Raw genomic sequence first — 25,159 nt, forward strand, 5'->3', positions numbered from 1 at the left:
CTCAACCAAGACCCCGAAAGAGGTGTCTAAAGATTGTTCAGGCGACGAAACAGGGTGATGTTAATTTTTGGAAATTTCTTAAAGAAAATCGTTAACTTTTCCCTCTGAGCAGCCGTTTTAGTATCTGATGAACAAGCATTTGGGAGGCCTTTTACTGGCCATCACATTACTGACTTCATGCACGGGCCCGCAGCGCGCACCGAGCTCTGTGATGTATGACGATGAACGCGCCAACCGCATTCAGGAAATCGACGTCGAACTTTCCCGTTATTGGAACAAAGACTGGAAGTACAATCAGGAGCTATTCCAAAAAGGACAGGAAAACGCAAAGTTTCGAAAAGACCTCGATCATGCCCATGAAAACTGGCCCTATGTTGAAGCCTTGCTGAAAGAGCGCAACGCCGAGATCAACCAGCTGTCCTCGAAGCTTTACTTGCGTGAATGGTCGGGCCTGGGTCCGTGGTTTGAGGCCACCTTCCGCCCCCGCCTGTTTGAAAAAGAAGAAGTGCTTAGAATCCGTTCAATGGATGACTTCAAATTCGGCTCCCAACAGGGCTCCTTCCCGATTGAACATATGTTTTATGGCACCTACATTCTGCGCTTTGAAAACGACTTGCCGGTTGAAAACAGTCCTTTCCGTGACGAAAGAAGCAACCAGCAGAAAAAATACCTGAAAGCACGACTGGAGTGTGATGGCGACATCATTCATCCTGGCTCATGGATTTTCTCGGGCGAAAAGCAAAGCCGTGTGTATGAATTCAACTGGTACTACAACCGTGAAAACGGTCAGAAAATAAGAGTGAAATTCACTCCACGTGTGAACTATTGTAAGTTCTCGTTCCGTGATCCCGACAAGTCCTCAACATGGACCAACGGTCTGCAGCTGGTGGATCTGGGCCGCGTGTCCCAGGAGTGGATCAAGTTGACCAACCAAATCGACATCTGCGCCCGTCCCGATGGGAACTTCGGCAACGACGTGACCGCGTTCTTCTGGAAGCAGGACTTCAACTATACAACCTGCCCGCAGACCTTCGACAAACTGGTGAATCTGCGTGACCCTTACGTGTCGATCAATCAAAAGATCCTGGCGCTAACGGGCTCACCACTAAGCCGCAGGGACTTCAACAAAAAGAATCCACTGGCCGAGCTGGATTTTTCCAAAGCTCCGAAGTTTGACATCATCTGGGTTTCTTCTTTGAACTTCTCGGCGGACTTTTATGGCATGGTGCTGTCCAGTGCTCTTCGCTATCATGGTCAGCAAGGAACACAGATTCGCATTCTGGTCCCGGAAGTCACTATGACTAAAAAGGACAAGGCGATTCTGGATCGCTTGCAACAGGGTCTTCCGAACATCAAAGTGCAGTACTATAAATACGTACTGTCTGATGAAAACAACGGCGGCTGGTTTGACAAGTTCCACCGGGTGAATCACACGAAACTGATTGTTGGTCATTCCAGCACCAACACCAAAGACAGCTTCCTGATCACCGGGGGCCGCAACATTCGCGATTCTTATATATTTAGTGATACACCTTTCTATAAGGCGTACAAATACCTGAAGAACTACGGCGATGGCGAAGAGGCTTATGTTTATTATGACGATTTCGAAATCGAAATCCGTGGTTATGCCTTCGTAAAATCCGTGATGGCCCAGATGCTGTCCTTCTGGATGCGTGATCCAGAAACCCAGCGCCACCGGTCCACAAACATCAACGTGCCTAAAGAAGCCACAGCAGATCAGGTCATGCGCCTGCGCTCACTTCCTTATGCCGCACCACTGGTTCGTCACATCACTTCGATGCCTTACTTTGACGGCTATCAGTTGGAAAAGTTCTATATCGACATGATTGATTCAGCCCAATCAGAACTGCTGCTGACCACACCGTACTTCCGCCCGTCCGTGGCAATCAGTGCAGCGTTGGATCGCGCTGTTCAGCGCAAAGTCAAAGTGAAGATCATCACCCGTATTCATCTGGCTGGTGACGGCACGCCAAAGATCGCCGAAGACGTGAACAAACAAGGCATCAACCGCCACCTGAAAAATGTCGAAATTTACGAATGGACCCAACCCAATTCGATCATGCATTCGAAAATTCTGGTGATCGACAAAAAGTTGAGTTTCATCAGCAGCGTTAACATGAACCGCCGAAGCTTCATCCACGACACTGAAAGCGGCGTATTGATTTTGCACGGCCCCACCGCGCTAGAAATGCGCAAAGAGGCCTTAGACTACATCAGCAAAGGCCGCCGCATCACAGCCCAAGAAAAAGTAGGCTGGATCAACTCGACCCTAATCGACTGGGGAGATTCGCTCTTCTAATTCTTTTTTTGAAATCGGGATTTGGTTTGAACACGGGGGGATTGGGGAAGTCACCGGGCTTTCCCGACACTCCGTCGGCACGGCGTCGTGCCTCGTCGCTTCCCACCTGCGGTGGGAGGGCCATCCAGGCCCCGCGAAGGCCGACTGCGGTCGGGAAAGCCCGGTGACCTCCCCAATCCGTCTTCGAACGAAATGACTTAAAAAGAAATTAGAGGAGACGACTGCTCACGCGCGCGAAGTTCCAGGTTCTTACGAATGAAATTGTCGACACATTTCTTTTGACGACGCTTTTACGACGGACTTCCGTTTATCTCGCGCAGACGTTGATTGTCAGGTTTGGTATTGCCTGCGCTGTCTTTATTTCTGTGGATGAGCTTAGAGACCATTCCAAAGATCCCTACTCTAGAAATTCGAAGATGATTGCAGGACAGGAAGGACTTGGCTGGCCGAAGGGAGACCTTCGCGGGGCCTGGATGGCCCTCCGCCGCAGGCGGAAGCGACGAGGCAGGATGCCGTGTCTCCCGCAGCGCCGGGCAAGGCCTTGCTGGCCTGCAAACCTCGCGCTACGAAGAACTAACTAGTGAAGGGACTCTTTGTGAAGCTTGTCTTTAAGCTCCTGAACCTCAGGAATGGAAACTTCGTAAGGACGACCACAAACCTGACAAGTCACGTGGACTGGTTCGGATTTTTTGATCATGTCTTCGAAATCTTCCACCGTCAAAAGTTCCAAAGCTCGCATCACGCGGTCTTTGGTGCATGGGCAGAAATATTCAACTTCCGGTTTGTGTTCGATTTCTTCAAACGGGATGCCATCCATGAATGGGGCCACCAATTGTTCGGCAGTGGCGCCGTCCAAAAGCATTTGTGAGATGTTTGGTTTTTTGTCTTCGTAATTTTTCTGGATTCTTTCCACGACCGCTTCGTCCACGCCAGGCATGACTTCAATCAGTACGCCGCCGGCAGAACGGACTTTGCCGTAAGTGTCCAGATATACACCCAAAGAAACCAATGATCGGATTTGGTGGGACTGGTGCAGATAGTGGGCGATGTCCTGCCCGATTTCACCGCTGACCAGTTCAACAGTTCCTTGGAACGGTTGTTTTTGGAATGGCTGATGTCGAGCCACACTCAACAAACCGATGCCGATGGCGTCTTTCAAAGACAAACCATTGTCATAATTGGCTGGTTGGTATTGTGGGTTTGCGGTGTAACCACGCACGTGTCCGTTGTAGGACGCCTCTGCATAAACACTTCCCAGCGGGCCGTTACCACGGAAAAGCAGGCCGACCATTTGATCGTCCTTCAATTGAGCCGCCATCAAAAGGGCGCCCACCATGCTGCGGCCCACGGCTACCGTGGCCAAGGGATAAGTGTTTTGCAGACCCTGCATATGTCGAACGACTTCAGTCGCATTCACTGCGGCAATACGCACAGTCAGATCTTTGGATACGAAGCGATGAACTCGTTCTTTACTCATGACAAACTCCCGGACTTTATGGAAAAATGAACCTAACAAAGCAAGACCCTAATTTCAAGCAGAAGAGAGCCCCCCGCAATGAAGATCTACGTCTTTAGACACGCCCAGAAAGCCATGGATTTTTCCGGAGACCCCGATCTCACGGCCGAGGGACATGCGCAAGCCTCCAAACTGCTCGACAAGGTGCTTAAAGAGGAATTGCCGCGACCGACGGAGCTTTGGGTGTCCCCTAAAAAGCGCACGCATAGCACCTTCCGCCCCCTGTCCCAGCATCTGGGTCTGCCGCTGATCACCCAGGACGCGCTGCTAGAACAAAAAGGCGACGAAACCCTGAGTGATTTTCGTAAACGCATCAGCAAGCTTCTGGAAAATGCCGCCACCAAAACAGATGCGACAATTTTCATGTGCTCCCACTATGACTGGGTGGTTGAAGCCATGGGTGTGGCCCCTGCTGATAAAGATCTCTCTGATGCTGAGTTTTCCCACTGGAGTCCCTGCCAGCACGTCGGTTTTCATGTGAATTCCGACGGCGTTTTTGAATTCATCGAACTAAAAAGGATTCAACTATGATTCGCAATATCTGGGCTGTCGGCCGTAATTACGCTGAACACGCAAAAGAACTGGGTAACGAGGTTCCCACCGAACCGATGATCTTTTTGAAGGCCGGAAGCACCGCCACTTTGGCCGCCAAAGAACTGGTTGTGCCGGCTTGGATGAAAGAGGTTCACCACGAGGTGGAACTGGCGCTGCAGTTTGATGAAAACCTGCAGATTGACGAAGCCTGCATTGCCCTGGATCTGACCGACCGGGACAAGCAAAATCAGTTGAAATCCAAAGGCCATCCCTGGACGCTGGCCAAAAGCTTCAAGGGCGCCACTCCTCTTTCGGCGTTCTTCCCGGTGGACGATCTGGAAGAGCTGAAGAACCTTGAAATTATTCTAAAAATCAACGGGGAAACCCGCCAGATGGGGAACACCAACCAGATGATTTTTTCTCTGGAAAACCTGATCGAATTCGTGCGCCAGCACTTCCCGGTTGAACCCGGCGACCTGCTTTTGACCGGCACTCCGGCCGGGGTCGGCCCTATTCGCCGTGGCGACGCTCTGGAAGCCGAAATCGTGGGCAAAATGAAACACCAATGGCTGGCTCGCTAGCCATTTGCGTCAATACCCTGTTTCCACCCCTATTCCCGGAACACTAATCGCTTGAATTTTTATATCCCCGTGAGAATATGCGGCCCTTCTGTAGAGGTAAAAGCATATGAACGACATTCAGTCGCAAATTGTCTCCCGTGGTGAAGAGATTCTGAAACGCATGGAAAGCCAATCCAAGGCTTCCATTTTCTCCAAAGACTTCTGGTATGGCTCCATCATGGAATGGAGCATGAAAAACGAAAAATTCAAAACCAACATGTTCCGTTTCGTGGACGTGCTTCCTTCCATCAACTCGGGTGATGAAGTCGCGCGCCACTTGAAAGAATACTTCTCTGAAGACGGTGGCACTCTGCCTCCGGTATTCAACGTGGGACTGGGCTTGGGCTCTTTGGCTCCGGGCCTGATGGCTGGTGCTATCAAAAAGAACGTTATGGGTATGGCAAAAATGTTCATCACTGGTGAAAGCCCGGATGAAGCTTTGCCGGTTCTTAAAAAAGCCCGCAAAAACAAAATGACCTTCACTGTCGACATTTTGGGTGAAGCGACGCTGTCTGAAAAAGAGGCGCAAGATTACAGCAACAAGTACATGGAGCTTATCTCCTGGCTGGCGAAAGACGCCGAGAAATGGGACGAAGTTCCGCAAATCGACCGCGATCACGAAGGCGCTTTGCCGAAGGTGAACGTGTCCGTGAAAATGACGGCACTTTATTCCCAGATCAAAGATGCGGCTTGGGATGAATCCAAAAAAATCCTGAAAGACCGTCTGCGCCCGGTGTTCCGTCTGGGCATGGAAAAAGGCGTGTTCGTGAATCTGGACATGGAACAGTACTCTGTCAAACACCTGACACTGGAAGTGTTCACAGAGCTGATCAACGAACCTGAATTCAAAAATTACAAGTTTTTTGGCATCGTGATTCAGGCTTACCTGCGCGATTCCTTCGAAGACGTCAAATCCCTGACAGAGTTCGCGCAAAAACGCGGCACTCCGTTCTGGGTTCGACTTGTTAAGGGAGCCTACTGGGATTACGAAACCATCGAAGCTGAACAGCGTGGCTGGCCGGTGCCGGTTTACACCAACAAGGCTGAATCCGACGCCAACTACGAGTTGTGCGCGAAGTACCTTCTGGAAAACATCAAATCCATCCGCCCTGCTTTTGCATCCCACAACGTCAGAACTTTGGCGGCGTGCATGCTTTACGCAGAGAAACTGAACATCCCGAAAGAGGCTTTGGAATTCCAAATGCTTTACGGAATGGCAGAACCCATCAAAAAAACCATCGTGGACATGGGCTACCGTATGCGTGAATACGCTCCGGTGGGGGAACTGATCCCAGGCATGGCGTACCTGGTGCGCCGTCTTCTGGAAAACACGTCCAACGAATCCTGGCTGCGTGGCAAATTCGCCGACAACAAATCCATGGCGGAGCTTTTGAAAGATCCGGCGCAAGGATTGACTCCGACGTCTCCGGTTATTCCGAAAAAACCTGGCAAGTTCTATAACGAACCGCTGTTGGATTTCGCAGTGAAGGCTGATCGCGAAAAAATGCAAAAAGCACTGGCTGATGCGAAAGCCTCTTTGCCAGTGAACGTGAACATCGTGATCAACAACAAAGAACTTCAATCCGGCAAAGTCTTTGACCGTGTGAATCCATCCCAGTCCGATCAGATCGTGGGTAAGATCCAGATGGCAACAACGGAGCAGGCTGAACAAGCCATGCAAGCAGCGCAAACTGCTTACAAAACCTGGAAGAACGTTCCTTGCGAACAGCGCGCCGCTTTGGTTGATAAACTTGCTGACATCATGACCCGTGACCGCTTCAAACTGATTGCGACGCAAGTCCTTGAAGTAGGTAAACCATGGGCGGAAGCTGACGGCGATATCGGCGAAGCGATCGACTTCTGCCGTTACTATGCCCGCCACATGCGCGAGCTGCAAAAACCACTTCGCGTGGGTGGCTTGCCGGGTGAACTGTCCCACTACATCTACAAATCCCGTGGTGTGACGGCGGTGATTGCTCCTTGGAACTTCCCTCTGGCGATTCTGGCCGGCATGGTGACTGCGGCGGCTGTTGCGGGCAACACCGTGGTGATGAAACCTGCAGAGCAGTCCACAGTGGTTGCCTGGGGCTTGATGAAAATGATCCAGGAAGCCGGATTCCCACAAGGCGTGATCAACTTCCTTCCGGGTTACGGTGAAGAGGTCGGCGAGTACATCGTGAACCACAAGTACACGACCACGATCGCCTTCACAGGTTCCAAAGCCGTGGGCCTGCACATCATGAACCGCGCAGCGGTGGTTCAGCCAGGCCAGCAGCACGTCAAACGTTGCATCATCGAGATGGGCGGTAAAAACGCCGTGATCATCGACAACGATGCGGATCTGGATGAAGCAGTTGATGGCGTGATCTATTCTGCGTTTGGTTTCAGCGGTCAGAAATGTTCTGCTGCCAGCCGCGTGATCGTGCTGGATGAAGTTTACGACCGTTTCGTGGACCGTCTAGTGGAAACAGCGAAATCCATCGAAATCCACCCGGCTGAAAATCCAAAAGCTTACATGGGTCCAGTTGTCGACAAAGAAGCTTACGACCGCATCCTGGGAACGATTGCGGAAGCAGAAAAAAATCACAAACTGCTGTTCAAGGGCTCGGTTCCTGGCGGCGGATTCTTTGCCCCGCCGACAATCTTTGGTGATGTTCCAGGCGACGCGAAGCTGGCTCAGGCTGAAATCTTCGGCCCGGTGGTGGCTGTGATCCGCGCGAAAAATCTGGATCAGGCGTTGGAAATCGCCAACAGCACCGAGTACGCGCTGACGGGCGGTATGTTCTCTAGAAGCCCGGCAAACATCGCTCGCGTGAAAGAAGAACTGGAAGTCGGAAACCTTTATGTCAACCGTGGCATCACCGGCGCAATGGTCGACCGTCATCCGTTCGGTGGCTTCAAGATGTCTGGTGTTGGTTCTAAAACCGGCGGCCCGGATTACTTGAAACAGTACATGGAGCCAGCGTGCGTGACCGAGAACACTCTTCGTCGCGGCTTTGCTCCGGCGGAAGAATAGTTTCCCTTCAATTCAAGAAAACCACCCAAAAGCCCCTGGTCACCCCAGGGGCTTTTTGTTTTTTCCCTTTAGCCCAGCCAGGGAACGCCCATTCTTTAAACACCTTCTGGCAAAGACTTCACGCCCCCCAGCCTCAATCCCATTCTAAATTTAATAGAGCTGGCCCGGCCCCTGCATTGTTTGCGGTATTGATTTTTAATCCCTCACCACTAAGGATTTATATGAAGCACCTTCTGCTTTTCGCCATCGCTCTCATGCTGACTGTCCCCGCTCAGGCCGTGACATCGGACCGTTTTATTTTTGATTTTCTTGAGCAGACCCAGCGCTCTTTGAACGTTATCAACAAAGAACGGGCGGCAGAAGGCAAGCGACTGTACTGTGAAGCTCTGAACCAGGAGCAGGTTCTGCTGATTGCAGCCACGGCTTCGGTCCCCGACATCACCGTCGCGGAGTTCACCAAAACCGTTACCGAAAATCTGAAGTGCTACCCGGTCTTTTTCCCACCGTGGGGCCGCAAGGGTGTTGGTGGTACACTTTTGAATACCAAAGCTTATGTCATGGATGTTCTGCTTGTTCAGAATGTTCTAAAGTGGATGAACGAAGGCAAAATGCCTTCTCCCGAAACTCCCCTGATGGAAAGCTATAATCCCGATTTTTTCAAACAGTTCGAACAATAGACAAAAAGCCGGCACTCAACGCCGGCTTTTTTTATTTAAAGCGGATGTCTTCTTCAATGCTGTAAGCCGGACTGTAAAAGCAGCTATCGGCGGACGCCGCAAACACCTTAAATCAATTTTAATTTACACACGAACTCCAGCCTATCTCAAATCAAGACAAGAACCTCCACCCGGGAGCTACCAGATGCGATAAATTGAAGATGAAATTTCTGCGGAGAAAATCGAACACTTCTCGAGAAAGAAAACTCACAAAAAAGTCCGTGGTTTCCGATAAGAAATCATGATCTCTTACGGTACGTTGCCACCAAATCCAATTAAAGCGATCTCAAGGGGTTTCCTTGTTCTGCTGACCTGTCTTTTGACGGGATGTACCTTGGATTCCGTCATTCAGGCTCTGACCAAAGAAGACTTCAAACTGCTCACCGATCCGGCCACAGACTATGTGGACCTGAGCACTTCAACACTGAATCTTCAAGGGCATTGTGATGCCACTGAAGGTACTGTGACCCTGAAGCTGGGCTCGGTGGAAAAAGAAACACTCACCTGCCCAGAAACAGGCCTATGGCAATACCAACTTGATGTGACTTCTTTGGGGGACGGCGAAGTTGATCTGACCGTTGAACAAGCCGAGTTGAAGGATGCCACCAAAAACGTCAAGTCCGCCACTGTCACGCTGAACAAAGATACGACCCCGCCGCAACTTTTGGCGATGCCCGATATCATCCTGAATGATAAAGGCTATATCAGTTGGGACTGTCAGAATCTGAATGACAAGTGTACGTTCCGCTCATTCGTCTCGACAACGGACCTGTTTACCTTTGCTGCTGAACCTTACACAAATCTGAAAAGCAACGTGACCTTCCCCGACGGAAAGTCATATCTGTTCCTGCAGGCCAAAGACGCTGCCGGGAATCTTTCGGCCGTTAAAAAAATTGAAGTCTACTCCGGCGCTATGGGGATTTTGCTGAATCCCATGCAAATGAAACTCGCGATGGATCAGTCTGTGACTCTGCGATTTTATATTCCTCAGGTTTTCGCCAGCTACACTCTGTTTAATAATGCTGATTGCACGGGTGCTGAAAACTGGCAGGCCCGTGTCGCCGGGGCCCACCTCTGGAGTCTGCCGTCAGCCACACCGGCTCTTTATTCAGTTTCCGCAAAGTTCAGAACAGCCACTGGAATTGTCAGCCAGTGTTTTACTGACAAAATTCCCATTGTCGACGTAAGCACCGACTATGACATCTGCTCGGGGGGCTCTTCCAGCGCGGCCTTCGGTATGGTTCGAGCCAGCCTCTACCCACAATCCCCCGGCTATAATAACAATGAAAACTGCGCCTTCACTGTCAATACAACCGATGCAATGGATATCGTTCCGGCCACCACTATCCAAACCGAAACAGACAAAGATATTCTGTCCGTCAAACAACAAGGTCAGACTATCTATTCTTTCTCTGGCTCCTTTGTGCCAAGCGGTTTGATGCCTCTGACCAGCACACAGCCCGGTCCGTTCACAATTAACTTCCAGTCGGATGGTCAAAATACCGACGCCGGTTTTCTTGTTTACTGGATGCCGAAAAACGCCATCCGCCAGGAAATCACAATTAATGACGGCGCGTCCCAAACCAGCTCTAAAAATCTGCGCGTGTCATTTAATGTTCCCTCCTACTTGAAAGAGTATTATTTGACCGAAGATTCTTCATGCACTGCGGGTGGCATCTGGAAAACCATCGCCCCTGTAAACCAGTTCACCGCGCAAACGAGCAATACAAATCTGACATTACATGCTCGATTCCGCGACACTTTTGGCAACGAATCAGAATGTGTCTCGGCTGCAATTGCCTATGTGCCTTCGAGCATCTCCATTGTCGGCCCTGCTAATTCTTCATACTTCGGCACGACTGTGGAATTTACCGGTATATGCAGTGACGGCGGAGCCACTGTTAAAATCTCCGGAACCTATTCGGGCGAAACAACTTGTACACCTCAAAGCTTGTGGAGCAAGTCGTTCCCAATTGGAAATATTCCCAACAATACAACCATCAACGTCGATGCAGACTTAGTGATTGCAGGGGCTACTGTGGCTTCGGCTTCGAGATCCTACACGATTCAGCGCCACGTCACACCGACCTATCCGATCGACAACGGTTACGTGGGCCTGTCTTTCACGTTATCCGGAACATGCTCTCCGAATGGAGCCATAATTAATGTCACCGCCCCCTCGGCGACCACCGCCACATGCTCTAACGGCGAATGGAGTGCTGTTCAGACTGTCACCGGAAATGATGGCGACACCGTTACTATTACCGGCAACCTGACATTCCAAAATGTCATCCAGGACACTTTCTCGCTGCAGACCACACTCAGCACTCAGCCACCAGTAGCTGTAGTGTCAGGGGTTCCGAACGGCAAAAGCTCCATACCAAATCTGTCCATGATCGTCGGCGGAATTGGCGTTTCCAGCTACAAATTCAAATTTGGAGTGGGTATTTCATGCTCTGCCATCGCGGGATATTCTGCTGAACAAAGTGTCGAAGCAGGTCTTTTCGTGAATCAGTCCACCTTCAGCGTCAACGACTCCATCACACTTTGTGTCGTCGGCAAAAGTGGTCTGAACGGCCTTTGGCAAGACTATTCCCAGGCGACAGTATACAGCTGGCAGAAGTCAGGCCTGAATTACGCATCACTCACCGGCCCAAGCCAAGTGGTGGCGGAAGGCGAAAGCAGCGTGACTTTGGGTGTAACCCTGAGCGCACTTTCAAGCGCGCCCGTCCGCGTTTACTTCCAGACATACGGCGACGCCCTGTATATGGTCGACCACAATCTTTATCCAGGTTATATTGAAGTTCCGGCCGGACAACTTAGTGCCCAAGTCACGTTTGACAGCCTGAACAACAACCTTGAAACCAAAGACAGTACGCTCGGTGTGTATCTGACCCACACCAATCAACCAGAGTTCTTTGTCGGGGAAAATCATTCCAAACACTATATGCTTCGTGATCCCGTGCGAAGCTCGCAAAAACTTATCAGCTTTGCCCATGGCAGTGACAACAATCCGCCACCGGCTTGTGCGCTGACGGAAGATGGTCGCCTGCGCTGCTGGGGACTGGGTTCTTCAGCCCCGACAGGAATCGCAGAGCCTTTACCAGCCATGCGCTTCAAACAGGTTGTCGGAAGTCGCATTCATTTCTGTGCCCTGAGCGATCAGGACGACCTGTACTGTGCCGCCTACGGCAACTTCACCGCTACAAACTATGATCCGGGAATCAAGTACAAGTCCATCGCGCTGAAGCAGTATATTGGCTGTGGTATCACCTCGGATGACAGAGTTCGTTGTTGGGCCACTGACGGCTCAAGATTGACCTTGTATATTGACGATGGCGTCGTGAAGTTCAAAAAGGTGTCTCCATCCCACGGTACTATTTGTGCGATTTCTCTGGCGGATGATCTTTATTGCTATGGAGAAAACACTTATAAAACGATCGCCAACAACGCGACTGCCAACTATGGAGTACTGACACTTGTAGATGGCGGAACGAAGTACAGTGATGTCACATCCTACACTTATGTTTGCGGTATCACGCTGACCAACCAGCAACTGCGTTGCTGGGGACGCAACGACTACTATCAAGTCGGTAATGGAACGAACACCGCCACCACCGCTCCGGCCATTATTGACGGCTCGACGAAATATTTGAAAATCAGCGGCAGTAACACCAAAGCCTGTGCGATTACGGAAAACTTCAAGTTGAAGTGCTGGGGTGGCGAAATCGTCGGCGGCTACACTGCCACACAGGAAAAAAAGATTTATTCGACTCCGACCCTGCTGAATTCCAACCTGGTCTGGAAAACGGTCCAAGCCAACGAAGGAACCATTTGTGGGATTGCTGATGACGACCTGGCTTATTGTTTCGGAGATGACACCAATTACCGCACGGCCGTCAAGGGAGTCCGCGGAGAGCTGACTCTGATAGATTACAGCGGTCAATACACAGACTACGCTGTGAATGGCGGAGCTTCCATCTGTGCTATACGCAACGATGGGGCTGCGGTTTGCAGCGGCTATAATGGCAGTGCCATATCAAGACTCACCCCTCGTGTTATCCAGCCTTCCGTGAATTTCACAGGTGGCAAGGTGTTGGAAACTTCAGACTCCATGTCCTGCGTTTTAACCCCCACCGCCTCGTACTGCGCGCGCTACAACTTTTTCGGACACCTGGCTGACGGTACCACAACCAGTACAAAACTGGATTATACACCAACTGGTGGGATCGCCATCCAGGGGTATACCGCAAACACCTATTGCGCCGCCGCGGTGGGCACCGATGGACATTTAAAAAGCTGGGGTTCTGGCTCCGGAGGAGCCATGCCCTGTCCGAACACCCTCACAGCCCAACCGTCAAAAATTCTGCCTTCGGTTCTATTTAAGCCTGTTTTGGGAAGCCACGGCACAGACTCGATGTGTGCCCTTAGTCAAAGCAATGAAATTTACTGCTGGGGACTGGGGCTTATCAAAAGAGGCACGGGCAATTCATCAACTCCCACGTCCGTGGATCCAAGCAATCGCTACACGGATTTCAAAATTGCCGGTAACCGCCTGTGCGGTATCCTGGAAACTTCCAGTCAAATTCGCTGCTGGGGTGACAATACAAACGGAAAACTGGGTAACAACAGCACGACGAACTCCACAGGCAGCGCCGTTCAAGGTGGTCACAGCTATTCAAAACTTGGAATGAACGACAATATCACCTGCGCACTGAGAGGCACGACATTGGATTGCTGGGGGGGACTGACCGCCCACAACAGCCTTGTTCCATTCACTATGAATGGCGGAGCTGCATACAAAGACTTTGCAGTGAGCGTGAACGACGTTATTGCCATCACAACCAGTGGAGAAGTGCATATCTGGGAGGACAGTTTATTTAAAAACGCGCCTCGCGTAGTCACTCCGGCTGGAGTGACTTTCAAGTCCGTCAAAGCCGCTCCCAATCACTACACCTATTGCGCCTTGAGCACGGCGGATAAACTGTACTGCCGCGATATAAACGGCCCTATCGACACTCATCACCACCTGCACCAGGTTCGTCAGGCAAGGTTCTAGAAAAAGAAAAAGGCCACTGTTTCCAGTGGCCTTTCTTAATTTAATTAAAATAGAGGTGAGAACATCATGCTCCCCGAGACCTTCCTTGGTATCACCCCTCCCGTAAAAATGATTGCAGCATAACAAAAACTCGATTGCAAGCGACTTATTACAGATTTTTTAAGAATTATGCCCGGGGCCTACAAAAACCCACCCTTTCTGCCAAGTCCTTAAGCAAAACTCAAAATTCCTAAAACTCTTTTGTGTTTACGATTGCAACCTGAATCCAAAAGCGAGCGCAGCGATGCTGCCCCAAAAAACAAAACCCACCAGTCAAGGTGGGTCAAAAAGGTTCAGATGCAAGGCGGAGGGTTTTCTCCGAAACGGAGGCGTGCTCCAAGCACGTCGAAGAGAAGGAGAAGGCCCGACAACGCAGTCAGATGGGCCTTTTTCACCCGCCTCTTAGAAATCAGACAAGCGGTCTGCTAGTTCTGGGTGATCAATGAACGGATTTCTGTTCCCCTGAGCTTTAAAGATCTCAACATTACGTTTCATTTCGTCCTGATCTACCGGATCTTCGCGGTTCCATTTGCGAAGAACATTTTCTTCCTGGGGATCAATCGGAAGGTCATAGCGCATGGAGAAATAGAACAACGCACGAGCCACATTCCCTTTGTGGTTTTGAGGTGGCTCAAACACCTCGTCAGAACCGGAGGAGCCGATACCGAAACGGGAATCCGGGCATTTCAACTCCATCACATCTTTGCTGACTTCACCAAACGGATGGTTACCGCGGATGGCATTCAACTGAGAATCCGTCGGGAACAAGTGATGCAAATCGGATTTCTGAACATCATCCGGGAAACGACGAGTGAAGTGGCTTTGTGGCCAGGTGTGCTCAACGTTGATCACGGTGTTGTTCGGAATAGTTCCCGGAGAAGGCGGAGAGCTGCGGAAGTCTTCCGGACCACGATCCGAATTGCAGTAAACGTCGCGAACCGCATACTGATTGCCGTCTTTAACAAGGTAGTAGTTCCCCATCAGGAAAACTCTGGCCGCCTTATAGCCGATGGCCGTGTGGCGGTAGCAGTGACCTTGCCCCTGCATGCAGTTTTTCACTACAAGATCATAAGAGCCTTTTACAGCGATATGATAACTTTGCAGAACAGACTTGATTCGGTTTTGAAGGGTCTCTCCGGAAACTCCGGCGCGAAGGTCGCGATAGAACTCTTCCCCATAGTATGGGACCGCTTGGGATTGGGAAGCTGCATTTGCAACTCCAGCAACAGACAACAATGTAAGAACAATCACTGACTTAATGAGCTTCATTAGCTTCATTCGGGTCCGCCATTTCAACGTAGGGGGTGATCTCCAGCCTCTGCGCGGTAATGTGTCCCACCGGTAACGTTTCTGTCAACGGGTATATAGAATTTACAAACAAGCCCCAGCATGGCGCCAAACACGCTGCCACCCAAGTGGGCCGCGTAGGCAACGCCACCCCCAAGGCCTTCAGGAATCGCCCACAGGTTCGCCAGATCGACGATCAGGAACAAAGGTATGATCAGCAGGGTTGGCAAATAAATCGCGCCATAATGGCCTGGCATCGGCGATGCAAAATATAGAAACTTCACTCGCATTCGAGTTTCAGCCACACAATAAAATGCGAGCAACGCACTGATCGAGGCACTGGCCCCCACCATCGGCACGGCTCCATGGGTATCAGACAACAGGAAGCCGAGCCCCCCGGCCATGCCTCCCGCCATATAGACAAATAAAAGCACCCAGCTTCCCGCCATCACTTCCACCGCCGCCCCCAGTAAAACCAGGAAGCCCAGATTGGAAAGCAAATGCATCCAGTTGGAGTGAGAGAACTGATACGTCAGCCATGAAAGAGGCCCCTTCGCCCCCGAGCTCAGCCCGAAGCGATACAGCAGTTGTTCCTGATATTTTTTGCGGAATTCAGCGATATTCTTTTTCCAAGTGGCAATCTGCACTTCATCACCGCGATAAGTCCCGGCTTCAGCGGCACTCAGGAAGCGGCGGTCCCTGAGCGCATAGGCCCCCAGAATCCCCATTTGTTCGGCGTTGACCGAATTCATCTGATGCACCCACTGGGGCTTTTCATACAGAATTTCGGCAGGAATGTTTTGCAGATACTGGTAATACAGCCGGCCCGTCAGAACCAGTCCGTCTTTTTGCAGTACCGGCGATGAGGTCAGGCCCGAGTTCACCCCGCTGAAGATCAGAATAAAAATAAAGACATTCAGCACCGCCAGCGTGATCGTCAGCGGGTACTTGGAATAGTCTTTAAAGTCTTCCGGGCACGGGATGATCATGGAACCTCGTAACGTTCTTTGAAATCGTCAATCCAGCTTTCCTGTTCAGCAGCACTTGCCGGCATACGACCGCCATTGCCACTTTGCGGGCCCAGCTCGGCATCCCGCAAAGCCCACACAGAACGAACGAAGCGTTTTTCAAGACCGGACTGCAGAATCGGATTCTTTTGCAATTCAGCGATCGCTTTCAAACTGCCGGCAAAGTCGTTGGAGGCAAACAGCTCCTCAGACTTCAGGAACTTCGTCGTCCACAGACGACCATCGGCCTGCTCCAGATCATCGAAGCTTCCTTCTTCTGCCATGTAGCGCGCCAGCGCGCACGTGGACGAAGACGAATCCTCACAGATTTTGCTTAAATATTGTTCCTGGGCTTCGCCGTCGGCCAAAAGATATTTGGCCAGATAAGCCAGCGGCTGGGCATTGACCGGGTCACCCCACAGCGCCACTTCCGCTTCTTTATCCAGACACTCGCCAGAGATTTCATTCAACAAATACAAAGACAACGCCGCATCCAGGCGCGCCACACCTTCAAGATCCGCACTGCCGCGCATTTCTTTGCAGGCCGCCACTTGTGTGCCGCCTTTTTCACGGTACTCCCCGGCCATCAGACTGTGATAGGTCTTAAAGTAACCCAGCACTCCGAACAGCAGCAGGAACAACAAGCTCATGCGCATCCAGGAATTAATGAATCGCGACTCCAGCGGATGAGGTCCGTCATCATGCACTTTTTTAAGGGTGATCACCAGTGTATCGGCGGCACGATCCGGGAAGGCCCGGCGCAGCGGATGACTGAGGATTTCCATAAACGGCAACGCCAGCAGCACGAAGCTGAAGCTCCACGACAAAGAACGAATCACACACTGAGCATAAGACAAACGCGGCTGATACACGGGATACGCAATCACACGCAGTTGCAGAAAGATCTGACCCGGAGTCGCCTGCCAGAAATACAAGAACACCGACTGCAGGAATGTCACAATAAAGACCACGGCCAGCACCACAAGGCCCGCTGCCACCACACCTTCCGCCGAGTTCGCATTCAGCAAAAAGAAAGTCTTGGTCTGACGAACAAGGCCTGCAACCAGCAGACTGACGATGGGTGATAAAATCAAAAAATCCAGTATCAGTGCGATAAAACGATCGGCCACAAAGGCCACCGGCACTGTACTGGATTTTGGATGATGAGGCTTAACTTCTGGAGCCGACAGATCTGGAAATACCATACAGATCGTATCGGCCTGAAACAGGAAACACTAAAGAGATTAGTGGGCGAAATTGATCGCCTGAACACGACCTTGATCATCAGTAACGAACTGGGCTTTACCGATGATTTGCTTGGAGGAATCAATCAGACTATAGACCTGCTCCCCGGCAGCACTGGACGCCACTGACACTTCGGAATAGTTCATGCCGAAAGCTTCGGAATACTTTTTAAGGAAGCCGGCTTTGTCTTCGATAGCCATCGGGTGTTCACCCGCCTGGGCATCAATGAACTCCAGGCTTTCAATACGGCCTTGCGCCAGCTTCATGCCGTATTTGCCTTCAAGATAACCAAACACCAATTCATCACGCAATGTCGGAGCTTCCGCAAGACTTGCCGCCATAGCAGATTTTTCTGTCGCCATTCTTTTTGCCAGGTCGTGTTCCCACTTCACATCTTTGGCGAAGCTGGAAGGTTCAAAGCTCGCAACCCCACGGTTGGCGCCATTAGCCAGGTTTTGATCCGGGCCGCGCACCAGCCACTGATTCAGGAACACCGTCATCAAAAGCACCGAAGCGATGGAAAGAACAAGAACCGCTTTTTGTTCCTGCGCTTTGTCCTGCAGTCTTTTTCTTACTGATTGTGCTTTAGGAAATTCGATCACGTTTGCGTTCCTCATTTATTACCCCTTCGCAAGTGCTGTATATTGTCACTGCGAAGGGCGTGCCGTTTAATAACCACTTCAATTCATTCTAGCTGCACAGAGCCTGAACAGACGTACAAAAGATGTTTGACGTATTATTATGATCATCTCACTGTGAGACGACAAACGCCATACATCCGGGACTCTAGTCGAGGGCCTTTTTCACCCAAGAATCAATCCCCGCCTGCATTTCCGGGAGGCTGTAGTACAGGACCCGGTCCAAATCCACGCCCTGTCCCTCGATTTGATGCTGCTTGTGGCTGAGATAAATCGCCTCTGGGATGGAGATCTGCACCCCCGGCCCCACCTCTTCCAGTGGATACCAGACACCAACCAGCAACTGCCCGCGACTGGGACTTCCCAGCAGGGGCGCTTTTTTAAACTCTTTCAAAGCCTGCGCGACCATTTCAGCCACAGAAGAGCTTTTCCCATCGACGAGCACCCGCACCTCGCCTTTAAAGCACTGAGGGTTGTCGTAAGTCTTCAACAAAATCTCGCTGCTGTTATCAAGCACGGCCAGTTGTTCCTGATCCCGCAAATCATTAGGAAGTTCGGCCGGAGCTTTCACTGGGGCCCGGGGCTTTACCAGGCGCCCGACCTCCTCGGACTTGCACATGAACAACGACAGAAAACGCAGACCCGCGACGAAGTTGCCGCCCGGGTTTCCGCGCAAATCCACCACCAGCTTGCGCAATGGCGCGATCTGCTGTTGCAGCGTTTTGAGTTTTTCTTCTTCAAAGAAAGCCGCACGGAAGGACGGGATTTCCAGCACCGCGTTTTGCGCGGATTTGATTTCAAGATTCAGATCCTCGGACCGATGGATGGAGCGAGGTTTGATTTTGACAGAAAATTCCCTGTCCTGACGAAGCATCAGGTAGGAGCCCTGCTCCGTCTGCGCTTCCCAGGGGTTGGGTTGTTCGGCGTTGATGCTTTGAATGACATCACCGGGTTTCAAACCCGCCTCTTGCGCCGGAGAATCAGGATGAATTTTATAAATGACCAGTTCCCCGTCGACAAAACGGCTTTCGATGCCGGTCTCCAGACTTTCCCCGCGCCAGATACTGGCGACCTCGGAAGAATCATAGACCTCGAGGTGCGACACCTTCAGCAACGCCAGGGCATTGTTCATGTCCTTGATGATCAGTTTTTTCGGAGAATACGGAGTGACCAGACGGCTGCGCCGACTGCAGGTCTTTTTCCAGTTTTTGATTTTGCTGTCGTCAAGAAAGATTCTTTCCGCGACAAGATCACACACTGCCGGATACGGATTAACGAATCCGCGCTGCAGAGTGAAATGATACGCCCCATAGGCGCAGGAGACTGCCAGAAGAATTCCTAAGATCCGCGTCATCTCGGTCCAGTAAAAACAAAGACCGGATGTATCTTCATCCGGCCCCTGTCTTTCAATTCAAAAGGAAGAATTAAGCAGCCACTTTCTTCTTGCGAGCCGCAGAAGGATCAATGTGGTATTGCTTTACTTTACGATACAAAGTCGCGCGACCGATACCCAAAGCTTTTGCCGCTTCCGTCAGGTTGCCTTTGTATTGCACGATTGCGTTTTCGATGGCGTGAGCTTCAAGCTCTTCCATTTTCTGAACGCTGGATGAAGTAGCTGTTGGCGTTGGGAACTGGATTACGTTACCACCACCCACGTCAGAGTTGATCGGGCTTGTGCCTGAAGCCAAAGCCGGAACACCCGCTACTAGTTGTTGTCTGAAAAATGCGTTATCAAGCCCTTCTCTGAACTGTGCAGATGAATATGCTTGAACTGTCACATCGTGGTTCTCCCAGTACTTTTTTGTGTTTTCGATTGTTTCCTGGCTATCGCTCACCACGATCATAACTGTACGTGACATTTAGTCCTCCCCTTTTGAAACATTAACAAAGCCTATTTGACTCACTTTGTACCTATCGGCGTATCACGCTGAGAATTTAGGGCCAGTTGCAAATATTTTTTGAGACACTTTAAGCAGGCCAAAACACTGGACTTTTGTCGGTCTAAAAATCCCGCTTGACCGACCTTTCCGAATTTATGCCCAAATTCTTGCCGGTTTTATCGGCAAATTCAGCTTCCACAATCTGCTCGTCGCTTCGGACTGTCTTTGTTATATTGATGCTGGCTGTTTATTAAGGACGTTCTGGAATGCCACAGTTTCTATCTGCTCTCTTTATATTGACGTTTTTCTCGGGATCTTTCGCTTTTGGGGAAGTGTTGCGGGTGAATGTCTATGACCTGCCTCCGCACATTTTCACTTTGAATGAAGAACCCGAGGGTCCGGGCATCACGTTCTTCAAAGACTATGTGAAACTGCCTAACACCGAAGTGCGCTGGGTGGCCACGCCGTTTGCACGCGTCTTATGGGACATGCAAAACAAGAAGGTGGACGTTGCCCTGTTCCTGGTGCCCTCACCCGAACGAGAAAAGTACATGCGCTTTTCCAAAACACCCTTATTCACGACATCTTCGGCGATTATCATTCCTCGCAACTCCCCCCTGACCCGGGCGACGTCACTCAAGGACTTCCGCGGACGCACTCTGGGGCACTCCAAGGATTCCTTCACTCCGACAGAGCTTCTAAAGCACGGAATCAAGATCGAACCTTTAAGTGGTGAAAATGTGATCGAGCGCAACCTGCAGAAGATCCGCGCCAAAAGACTGGATGGCATCTTTGTCCCGACAGCCTCCAACGGAGAATACATTTTGCGCAAACTGAGGGTGGATGATCAGTATCAGGTCTTTGTGGTGCCAGACACCACTTTGAATCTGCATGTGGCCTTTCGCAAAGACATCGACGAAAAGACCTATCAGATGGTAGAGGCTGCTCTAAAAAAGAATCAGCGCATTTATCGCAAGCTGCTGGATCAACAGCTATCCAGATAAAAAAAGCCTCCTTTGCGGAGGCTTTTTCTTTTTAGGTTTGTGAAACCAAAAAATTATTCCAGCATGCTTCGAAGCATCCACGCTGTTTTTTCGTGAAGCTGCATTCTTTGAGTCAGCAAATCCGCGCTGACTTCGTCGCCAGCTTTTTCAACCAACGGGAAGATGGAACGAGCCGTGCGAACAACCGCCTCCTGCCCTTCCACCAGTTGTTTGATCATGTCTGTTGCGGAAGGAACACCCACAGGTTCTTCGATGCTGGTCAGTTTCGCGAATTCCTTGTATGTGCCCGGAGCGGCCACACCCAAAGAGCGGATGCGTTCAGCAATCAGATCCACGGCTGTTGCCAGCTCGGTGTATTGACCCTCGAACATCACATGCAAAGTCTGGAACTGAGGACCGGTGACATTCCAGTGGAAGTTGTGAGTTTTCAAATAAAGAGTGTAAGAGTCTGCCAGCAAACGGGACAGGCCATCAGCAATTTTCTGACGGTCTTTTTCCTGGATACCAATGTTGATAGAGGGCTTCGCGTGCTTTTCGGACTTGTTGTTCTTTTTCATAGTCGGAACCTTTCTGTAAAAGCTACGACCTAAACTCTAAACCAAAATTCATAGATGAAAAAGGAGCGCTGCACACCAACTGAGAAACCAGACAAAAGGCAAAAAGGTACCTGCTTACTTTTGCATAAGCTGCGCGTAAGCTGCAGTGCTTCTGCAAAAGTAAGCAGGTACCTTTTAGGAAAAAACAAAACCCAGCTTTTGAGGGCTGGGTTTTGATGGTGTTTTTTTGTGATTCAGCTATGCCAGTTGGTGCTGAACTAGCGGCGGCCGGATTTGATTTTCACTTGAAGTTTGGAGATCAAGTGAACTGCCATTTTTTCCTGAACTTTACACATTTTAAGTTCATCACGGCGGTAAGATCTTTGAGATGGAGTCAAAGTTCCGGTCTCAAGTTCCATTTCATAATCCAATTTGGAAGAACGGATGCCTTCCAGCTCTTTCGTTTGCGTCTTGAACAGTTTGGTCACGCCAGAAAGAGGAGCTACTTCGATCCACTCTTCTTTACCACGGTACCAGCTCACCATTCTCAGGAAACGTGCCTTGTTTTTAGCCAAAGTGAACTTCGGGAAGTTCGTGTCTTGCAGCTCAAGGATGTTTTCCACTTCATCTAGGTTCAGGTCATCTTCTTCACCTTCCATCAGAAGGTTGTCAGACAGGCTCGCCAATAGAGCGGTTTCCTGTTCTTCGTCGACATCTACGTCGAAGGCCGATTTCTTCACCTCTTTTTCGTTATCTAGGTCAGAATCCAAATCTGTGTCGATTTCGTCGGCGTGCATGTTAGTGCCTGGATTGATCAAAACGAGCCTCCCCAATAGTGCATTAAAACGTCTAGGTGATTTAAAGTGGCCCAGTTATATCGCAACTTCTGGAATGACACAATATGTTAATTGCATGAAAAAAGGTGAAAATCACAGGAAAGCCACCCACAAACCGAGACCTTTTTGCATTTTCATATCTAAATTTCATGCTCGAAAAATGGGCATTTCTACTTCACTGCGATCACGTCAACTCGGAATCCACCGGGCTTTTTCCAGAAGTACGAAGGTGAGGCTTTTACGGTTATGCGATAGATGGGACGCCCGTCCAAGACCGTCTCCCGCACTCCACTGGATTTCAACTCCCCTTCCAGTCGGTATTCGCGTCGTTCCCCCGACGCATCCGCGTACTGAATACGCACCTCGACAATCTCCAGATTGTTGCGCAGCCCCACCAAGCGAATGCGTTTGATGCGATTCAAATCGTAACGTGGAAAGAAATCAAAAGTTCTAGTGCCGAAACGACCCGTTTCCCCGCCCCCTAAGGAATAAGGAACATCTTTAGGCGGAGCTGGTGGCGGCACGGGATAAGGTTCACCCGGATAGGGATCATCCGGCAACGGCATCGGCAGTCCGTCGTTTGCGTACCCGGTTGATAGAGTGAAGATCGTCAGAATAAGTAGAAACCACTTCCCCATGCAGGCCTCCTAGGCATTGACCCTAGTCGACCCGAGGGGATTTTGGAAATTACGGAAAGGACACTATGTCTGAAATCAATCCCAGCGCATGTGCTTCACGGACTCACCAGAGTCACGCAGCTCACGCAAGGAATCAATTCCGATCGCCAAATGCTTGTCTACAAAGTTCGCCGTGACTTTCTTGTCGCTTTCTTCGGTTTTTACACCGTCCGGGATCATCGGATTGTCAGACACAAGCAACAAAGCCCCACGCGGGATTTCATTCACAAAACCAGTCACAAAGATCGTCGCCGTTTCCATATCCACGGCCATCGCACGGGTCTTGGTCAGATAATCTTTGAACTGTTCGTCGTGTTCCCACACGCGGCGGTTGGTGGTGTACACCGTTCCAGTCCAGTAATCGCAACTGTGTTTCGCGATCATTGTGGAAACGGCTTTTTGCAGACGGAAAGAAGGAAGAGCCGGGATTTCTGCCGGCAGGTATTCGTTACTGGTGCCCTCACCACGAATGGCCGCGATCGGAAGGATAAAGTCACCCAGTTGATTTTTCTTTTTGATACCACCACATTTACCCAGGAACAAAACAGCCTTGGGATTGATTGCAGACAGCAAGTCCATGCAGGTCGCTGCCAACGCACTGCCCATACCGAAATTCAGGATGGTGATGTTTTCAGCCGTGGCACTTTGCATCGGTTTATCCAAACCGCGCACCGGCACGTTGAACTGTTCGGCAAACATTTTCACGTAGTTACCGAAGTTTGTAAGCAGAATATAATGGCCAAATTCATTCAGCGGCACGCCTGTGTAGCGAGGCAACCAGTTATCGACGATTTCTTTTTTTGTTTTCATGCTACTCCTAATAATTTTCTTCAATTGGTAAATTGGTTTAAGCTAACATGATATTTCACAGAAGAAAAGGGGTCCGATTATGAGTTCTACGCAAAATCATATTCTGATGGAAATTGCACCAAGGCTGGTCTCTGTCGGAGGACCTCAAGTCCACCGTCTGATCCCCTATTCCAAAAAGCGAATGGTAGGGCCCTTCATCTTTTTCGATTATTTCCCTGCCACTGATTTCGCGGCCGGCGACGGCCTGAATGTGCGCCCTCATCCTCACATTGGTTTGTCCACCCTCAGCTACCTGCTGGAAGGAAAAGTTCTTCACCACGACAGCCTCGGACACAAACAGGTGCTGACACCGGGGGACGTGAATTGGATGACTGCGGGCAAAGGAATCTCACATTCTGAAAAGCTGCCGGAAGACGTTATCGGAAAAGCTCACCGTCTGCACCTGCTGCAGTTCTGGGTGGCCCTGCCACTGAACGAAGAAGACCGTGAACCCAGCTTCAAACATCACCCGGAAAGCAGCATCCCGCGTTTTAAAGTCGATGATGCCGATGTGATGCTGATTGCCGGAGAAGCCCTGGGCAGAAAATCACCAGTGGATGTGTATTCGCCACTGTTCTTTATGGATGTGAAGCTAAGCAAAGGAAAAACTTTCCACTATGATCCCGGCACGCAGGAGCTGGCATTCTATATCATCAAAGGCAGCCTGGATATCGATGGCAAAATCATTCCGCCGGATGACTTTGTGGTCCTGGAGCCGGGTTCATCCTTGAAAGTCACCGCCACCGAGGACACCCAAGTCATCGTTCTGGGCGGCGAACCGTTCCCGGAGCCGCGCTATATTTACTGGAACTATGTTTCCTCTTCGCAGGAAAAAATTGAAGAGGCCAAAAAACAATGGCGAGAGTTGACCTTCCCACAGGTCCCCGGCGAAACTGATATCATCCCGTTGCCACCGGAACCGACCGGAAAAGGGTAAGGAGTTTTTGTGCTGAAAAAATCAAAAGGACTTGTCGTCATGGCCTTGTTTGCCGCAGGCTGCGCCACCACTCCATCCCCGTCCACCCCCGAAGGCGACGAAGCCCTTGTGCCGAACTGGGAAACCCACGCCCGTGATGCTGAAATCATGAAAAGCGGCCCCGCCCCGGCATCCGCAACGGCGGCCACAACCGCGCCCACCAATGCCATGGATGAAATGGCACTGGAAGCCCAACAGTTCGCAACGATCAACTATGATAACTTGGGCAAAGACCTGAAAGCCGGAAAAGGCAAAAACGTCACAGAACTTTTCCGTATTTTGAAAATCCAACAGAAAGACCAAGCCACGGCTTTGCGCCGAGTGAAGTCACTTCACGACGGCAGCACCAGCGCCGACCAGTTCGCACAATCACTGTGGAACTGGTACCAGAATAGAAATTAAAG

Annotated in this window: 20 protein-coding genes; 9 read left to right on the top strand and 11 right to left on the bottom strand. The window is 50.6% G+C overall.

Annotated features, from left to right (window positions below):
• The first annotated feature begins 127 nt into the window (after positions 1-127).
• Entirely contained in the window at positions 128-2,320 is a 2,193-nt protein-coding gene (locus tag B9G79_RS12495; protein ID WP_088565802.1) for a phospholipase D-like domain-containing protein, read from the top strand.
• Positions 2,321-2,897: 577 nt separating this feature from the next.
• Here B9G79_RS12495 and B9G79_RS12500 read toward each other — a convergent pair.
• Entirely contained in the window at positions 2,898-3,797 is a 900-nt protein-coding gene (locus B9G79_RS12500; protein WP_088565803.1) for an Hsp33 family molecular chaperone HslO, read from the bottom strand.
• 78 nt (positions 3,798-3,875) lie between these two features.
• Between B9G79_RS12500 and B9G79_RS12505 the strand changes: the two genes are divergently transcribed.
• The 5 genes from B9G79_RS12505 to B9G79_RS12525 all read left to right on the top strand — a co-directional run bounded on the left by B9G79_RS12505 (position 3,876) and on the right by B9G79_RS12525 (position 13,781).
• Positions 3,876-4,367, top strand: coding sequence for a phosphoglycerate mutase family protein (locus tag B9G79_RS12505; RefSeq protein WP_088565804.1), 492 nt, complete (start codon positions 3,876-3,878; stop codon positions 4,365-4,367).
• Positions 4,364-4,951, top strand: coding sequence for a fumarylacetoacetate hydrolase family protein (locus B9G79_RS12510; RefSeq protein ID WP_011163753.1), 588 nt, complete (start codon positions 4,364-4,366; stop codon positions 4,949-4,951). The genes B9G79_RS12505 and B9G79_RS12510 overlap by 4 nt, the downstream gene beginning before the upstream one ends.
• 106 nt (positions 4,952-5,057) lie before the next feature.
• Positions 5,058-8,006: an L-glutamate gamma-semialdehyde dehydrogenase gene (gene pruA, locus B9G79_RS12515; RefSeq protein WP_088565805.1), complete on the top strand. Its 2,949-nt coding sequence runs from the start codon at positions 5,058-5,060 to the stop codon at positions 8,004-8,006.
• Positions 8,007-8,227: 221 nt separating this feature from the next.
• Entirely contained in the window at positions 8,228-8,683 is a 456-nt protein-coding gene (locus tag B9G79_RS12520; protein ID WP_198298008.1) for a hypothetical protein, read from the top strand.
• 280 nt (positions 8,684-8,963) lie between these two features.
• Entirely contained in the window at positions 8,964-13,781 is a 4,818-nt protein-coding gene (locus B9G79_RS12525) for a hypothetical protein (RefSeq protein WP_088565806.1), read from the top strand.
• Between the two features lie 441 nt (positions 13,782-14,222).
• On the opposite strand, the gene B9G79_RS12530 is transcribed toward B9G79_RS12525, so the two are convergent.
• The 6 genes from B9G79_RS12530 to B9G79_RS12555 form a co-directional block, all read right to left on the bottom strand.
• Entirely contained in the window at positions 14,223-15,089 is an 867-nt protein-coding gene (locus tag B9G79_RS12530) for an endonuclease I family protein (protein ID WP_232468644.1), read from the bottom strand.
• Between the two features lie 23 nt (positions 15,090-15,112).
• Positions 15,113-16,096: a rhomboid family intramembrane serine protease gene (locus B9G79_RS12535; RefSeq protein ID WP_088565808.1), complete on the bottom strand. Its 984-nt coding sequence runs from the start codon at positions 16,094-16,096 to the stop codon at positions 15,113-15,115.
• A complete protein-coding gene (locus tag B9G79_RS12540; protein WP_088565809.1) occupies positions 16,093-17,319 on the bottom strand; it encodes an RDD family protein in 1,227 nt (408 codons plus the stop codon). The genes B9G79_RS12535 and B9G79_RS12540 overlap by 4 nt, the downstream gene beginning before the upstream one ends.
• 39 nt (positions 17,320-17,358) lie before the next feature.
• The gene (locus tag B9G79_RS12545; RefSeq protein WP_088565810.1) at positions 17,359-17,976 is read right to left on the bottom strand and encodes a hypothetical protein; all 618 of its coding nucleotides are present in this window, start codon (positions 17,974-17,976) and stop codon (positions 17,359-17,361) included.
• 169 nt (positions 17,977-18,145) lie between these two features.
• The gene (locus B9G79_RS12550) at positions 18,146-19,351 is read right to left on the bottom strand and encodes a S41 family peptidase (protein ID WP_088565811.1); all 1,206 of its coding nucleotides are present in this window, start codon (positions 19,349-19,351) and stop codon (positions 18,146-18,148) included.
• A 70-nt stretch (positions 19,352-19,421) separates the two neighbouring features.
• Entirely contained in the window at positions 19,422-19,856 is a 435-nt protein-coding gene (locus tag B9G79_RS12555) for a helix-turn-helix domain-containing protein (RefSeq protein ID WP_011163743.1), read from the bottom strand.
• A 287-nt stretch (positions 19,857-20,143) separates the two neighbouring features.
• Between B9G79_RS12555 and B9G79_RS12560 the strand changes: the two genes are divergently transcribed.
• Positions 20,144-20,881, top strand: coding sequence for a substrate-binding periplasmic protein (locus tag B9G79_RS12560; protein WP_088565812.1), 738 nt, complete (start codon positions 20,144-20,146; stop codon positions 20,879-20,881).
• 53 nt (positions 20,882-20,934) lie between these two features.
• Here B9G79_RS12560 and B9G79_RS12565 read toward each other — a convergent pair whose 3' ends face one another.
• The 4 genes from B9G79_RS12565 to B9G79_RS12580 form a co-directional block, all read right to left on the bottom strand.
• Positions 20,935-21,438, bottom strand: coding sequence for a Dps family protein (locus tag B9G79_RS12565; RefSeq protein WP_011163741.1), 504 nt, complete (start codon positions 21,436-21,438; stop codon positions 20,935-20,937).
• 257 nt (positions 21,439-21,695) lie between these two features.
• Complete coding sequence (locus tag B9G79_RS12570) at positions 21,696-22,235, bottom strand: hypothetical protein (RefSeq protein ID WP_232468645.1); 540 nt, start codon at positions 22,233-22,235, stop codon at positions 21,696-21,698.
• Positions 22,236-22,423: 188 nt separating this feature from the next.
• Entirely contained in the window at positions 22,424-22,891 is a 468-nt protein-coding gene (locus B9G79_RS12575) for a hypothetical protein (protein ID WP_088565814.1), read from the bottom strand.
• 75 nt (positions 22,892-22,966) lie between these two features.
• Positions 22,967-23,740, bottom strand: coding sequence for an AMP nucleosidase (locus B9G79_RS12580; protein ID WP_088565815.1), 774 nt, complete (start codon positions 23,738-23,740; stop codon positions 22,967-22,969).
• A gap of 79 nt (positions 23,741-23,819) precedes the next feature.
• Between B9G79_RS12580 and B9G79_RS12585 the strand changes: the two genes are divergently transcribed.
• Together B9G79_RS12585 and B9G79_RS12590 are read left to right on the top strand one after the other, a co-directional pair.
• Positions 23,820-24,716 (top strand): pirin family protein, encoded by an 897-nt coding sequence (locus B9G79_RS12585; protein ID WP_088565816.1) that lies wholly within the window; start codon positions 23,820-23,822, stop codon positions 24,714-24,716.
• A gap of 9 nt (positions 24,717-24,725) precedes the next feature.
• Positions 24,726-25,157, top strand: a complete 432-nt coding sequence (locus tag B9G79_RS12590; RefSeq protein WP_088565817.1) for a hypothetical protein — start codon at positions 24,726-24,728, stop codon at positions 25,155-25,157.
• The last annotated feature ends 2 nt before the right edge of the window (positions 25,158-25,159 follow it).

This window comes from Bdellovibrio bacteriovorus (assembly GCF_002208115.1).
Lineage (GTDB): Bacteria > Bdellovibrionota > Bdellovibrionia > Bdellovibrionales > Bdellovibrionaceae > Bdellovibrio > Bdellovibrio bacteriovorus_C.

Bases quoted from the DNA above. Each gene is read 5' to 3' on its own strand.
- B9G79_RS12505 (WP_088565804.1), top strand. From the start codon at position 3,876: ATGAAGATCTACGTCTTTAGACACGCCCAGAAAGCCATGGATTTTTCC.
- B9G79_RS12555 (WP_011163743.1), bottom strand. From the start codon at position 19,856: ATGTCACGTACAGTTATGATCGTGGTGAGCGATAGCCAGGAAACAATC.
- B9G79_RS12575 (WP_088565814.1), bottom strand. From the start codon at position 22,891: ATGGGGAAGTGGTTTCTACTTATTCTGACGATCTTCACTCTATCAACC.
- B9G79_RS12540 (WP_088565809.1), bottom strand. From the start codon at position 17,319: ATGGTATTTCCAGATCTGTCGGCTCCAGAAGTTAAGCCTCATCATCCA.
- pruA (WP_088565805.1), top strand. From the start codon at position 5,058: ATGAACGACATTCAGTCGCAAATTGTCTCCCGTGGTGAAGAGATTCTG.
- B9G79_RS12535 (WP_088565808.1), bottom strand. From the start codon at position 16,096: ATGATCATCCCGTGCCCGGAAGACTTTAAAGACTATTCCAAGTACCCG.
- B9G79_RS12525 (WP_088565806.1), top strand. From the start codon at position 8,964: ATGATCTCTTACGGTACGTTGCCACCAAATCCAATTAAAGCGATCTCA.
- B9G79_RS12580 (WP_088565815.1), bottom strand. From the start codon at position 23,740: ATGAAAACAAAAAAAGAAATCGTCGATAACTGGTTGCCTCGCTACACA.
- B9G79_RS12500 (WP_088565803.1), bottom strand. From the start codon at position 3,797: ATGAGTAAAGAACGAGTTCATCGCTTCGTATCCAAAGATCTGACTGTG.
- B9G79_RS12560 (WP_088565812.1), top strand. From the start codon at position 20,144: ATGCCACAGTTTCTATCTGCTCTCTTTATATTGACGTTTTTCTCGGGA.
- B9G79_RS12565 (WP_011163741.1), bottom strand. From the start codon at position 21,438: ATGAAAAAGAACAACAAGTCCGAAAAGCACGCGAAGCCCTCTATCAAC.
- B9G79_RS12545 (WP_088565810.1), bottom strand. From the start codon at position 17,976: ATGAGGAACGCAAACGTGATCGAATTTCCTAAAGCACAATCAGTAAGA.
- B9G79_RS12585 (WP_088565816.1), top strand. From the start codon at position 23,820: ATGAGTTCTACGCAAAATCATATTCTGATGGAAATTGCACCAAGGCTG.
- B9G79_RS12530 (WP_232468644.1), bottom strand. From the start codon at position 15,089: ATGAAGCTCATTAAGTCAGTGATTGTTCTTACATTGTTGTCTGTTGCT.
- B9G79_RS12495 (WP_088565802.1), top strand. From the start codon at position 128: ATGAACAAGCATTTGGGAGGCCTTTTACTGGCCATCACATTACTGACT.
- B9G79_RS12550 (WP_088565811.1), bottom strand. From the start codon at position 19,351: ATGACGCGGATCTTAGGAATTCTTCTGGCAGTCTCCTGCGCCTATGGG.
- B9G79_RS12520 (WP_198298008.1), top strand. From the start codon at position 8,228: ATGAAGCACCTTCTGCTTTTCGCCATCGCTCTCATGCTGACTGTCCCC.
- B9G79_RS12510 (WP_011163753.1), top strand. From the start codon at position 4,364: ATGATTCGCAATATCTGGGCTGTCGGCCGTAATTACGCTGAACACGCA.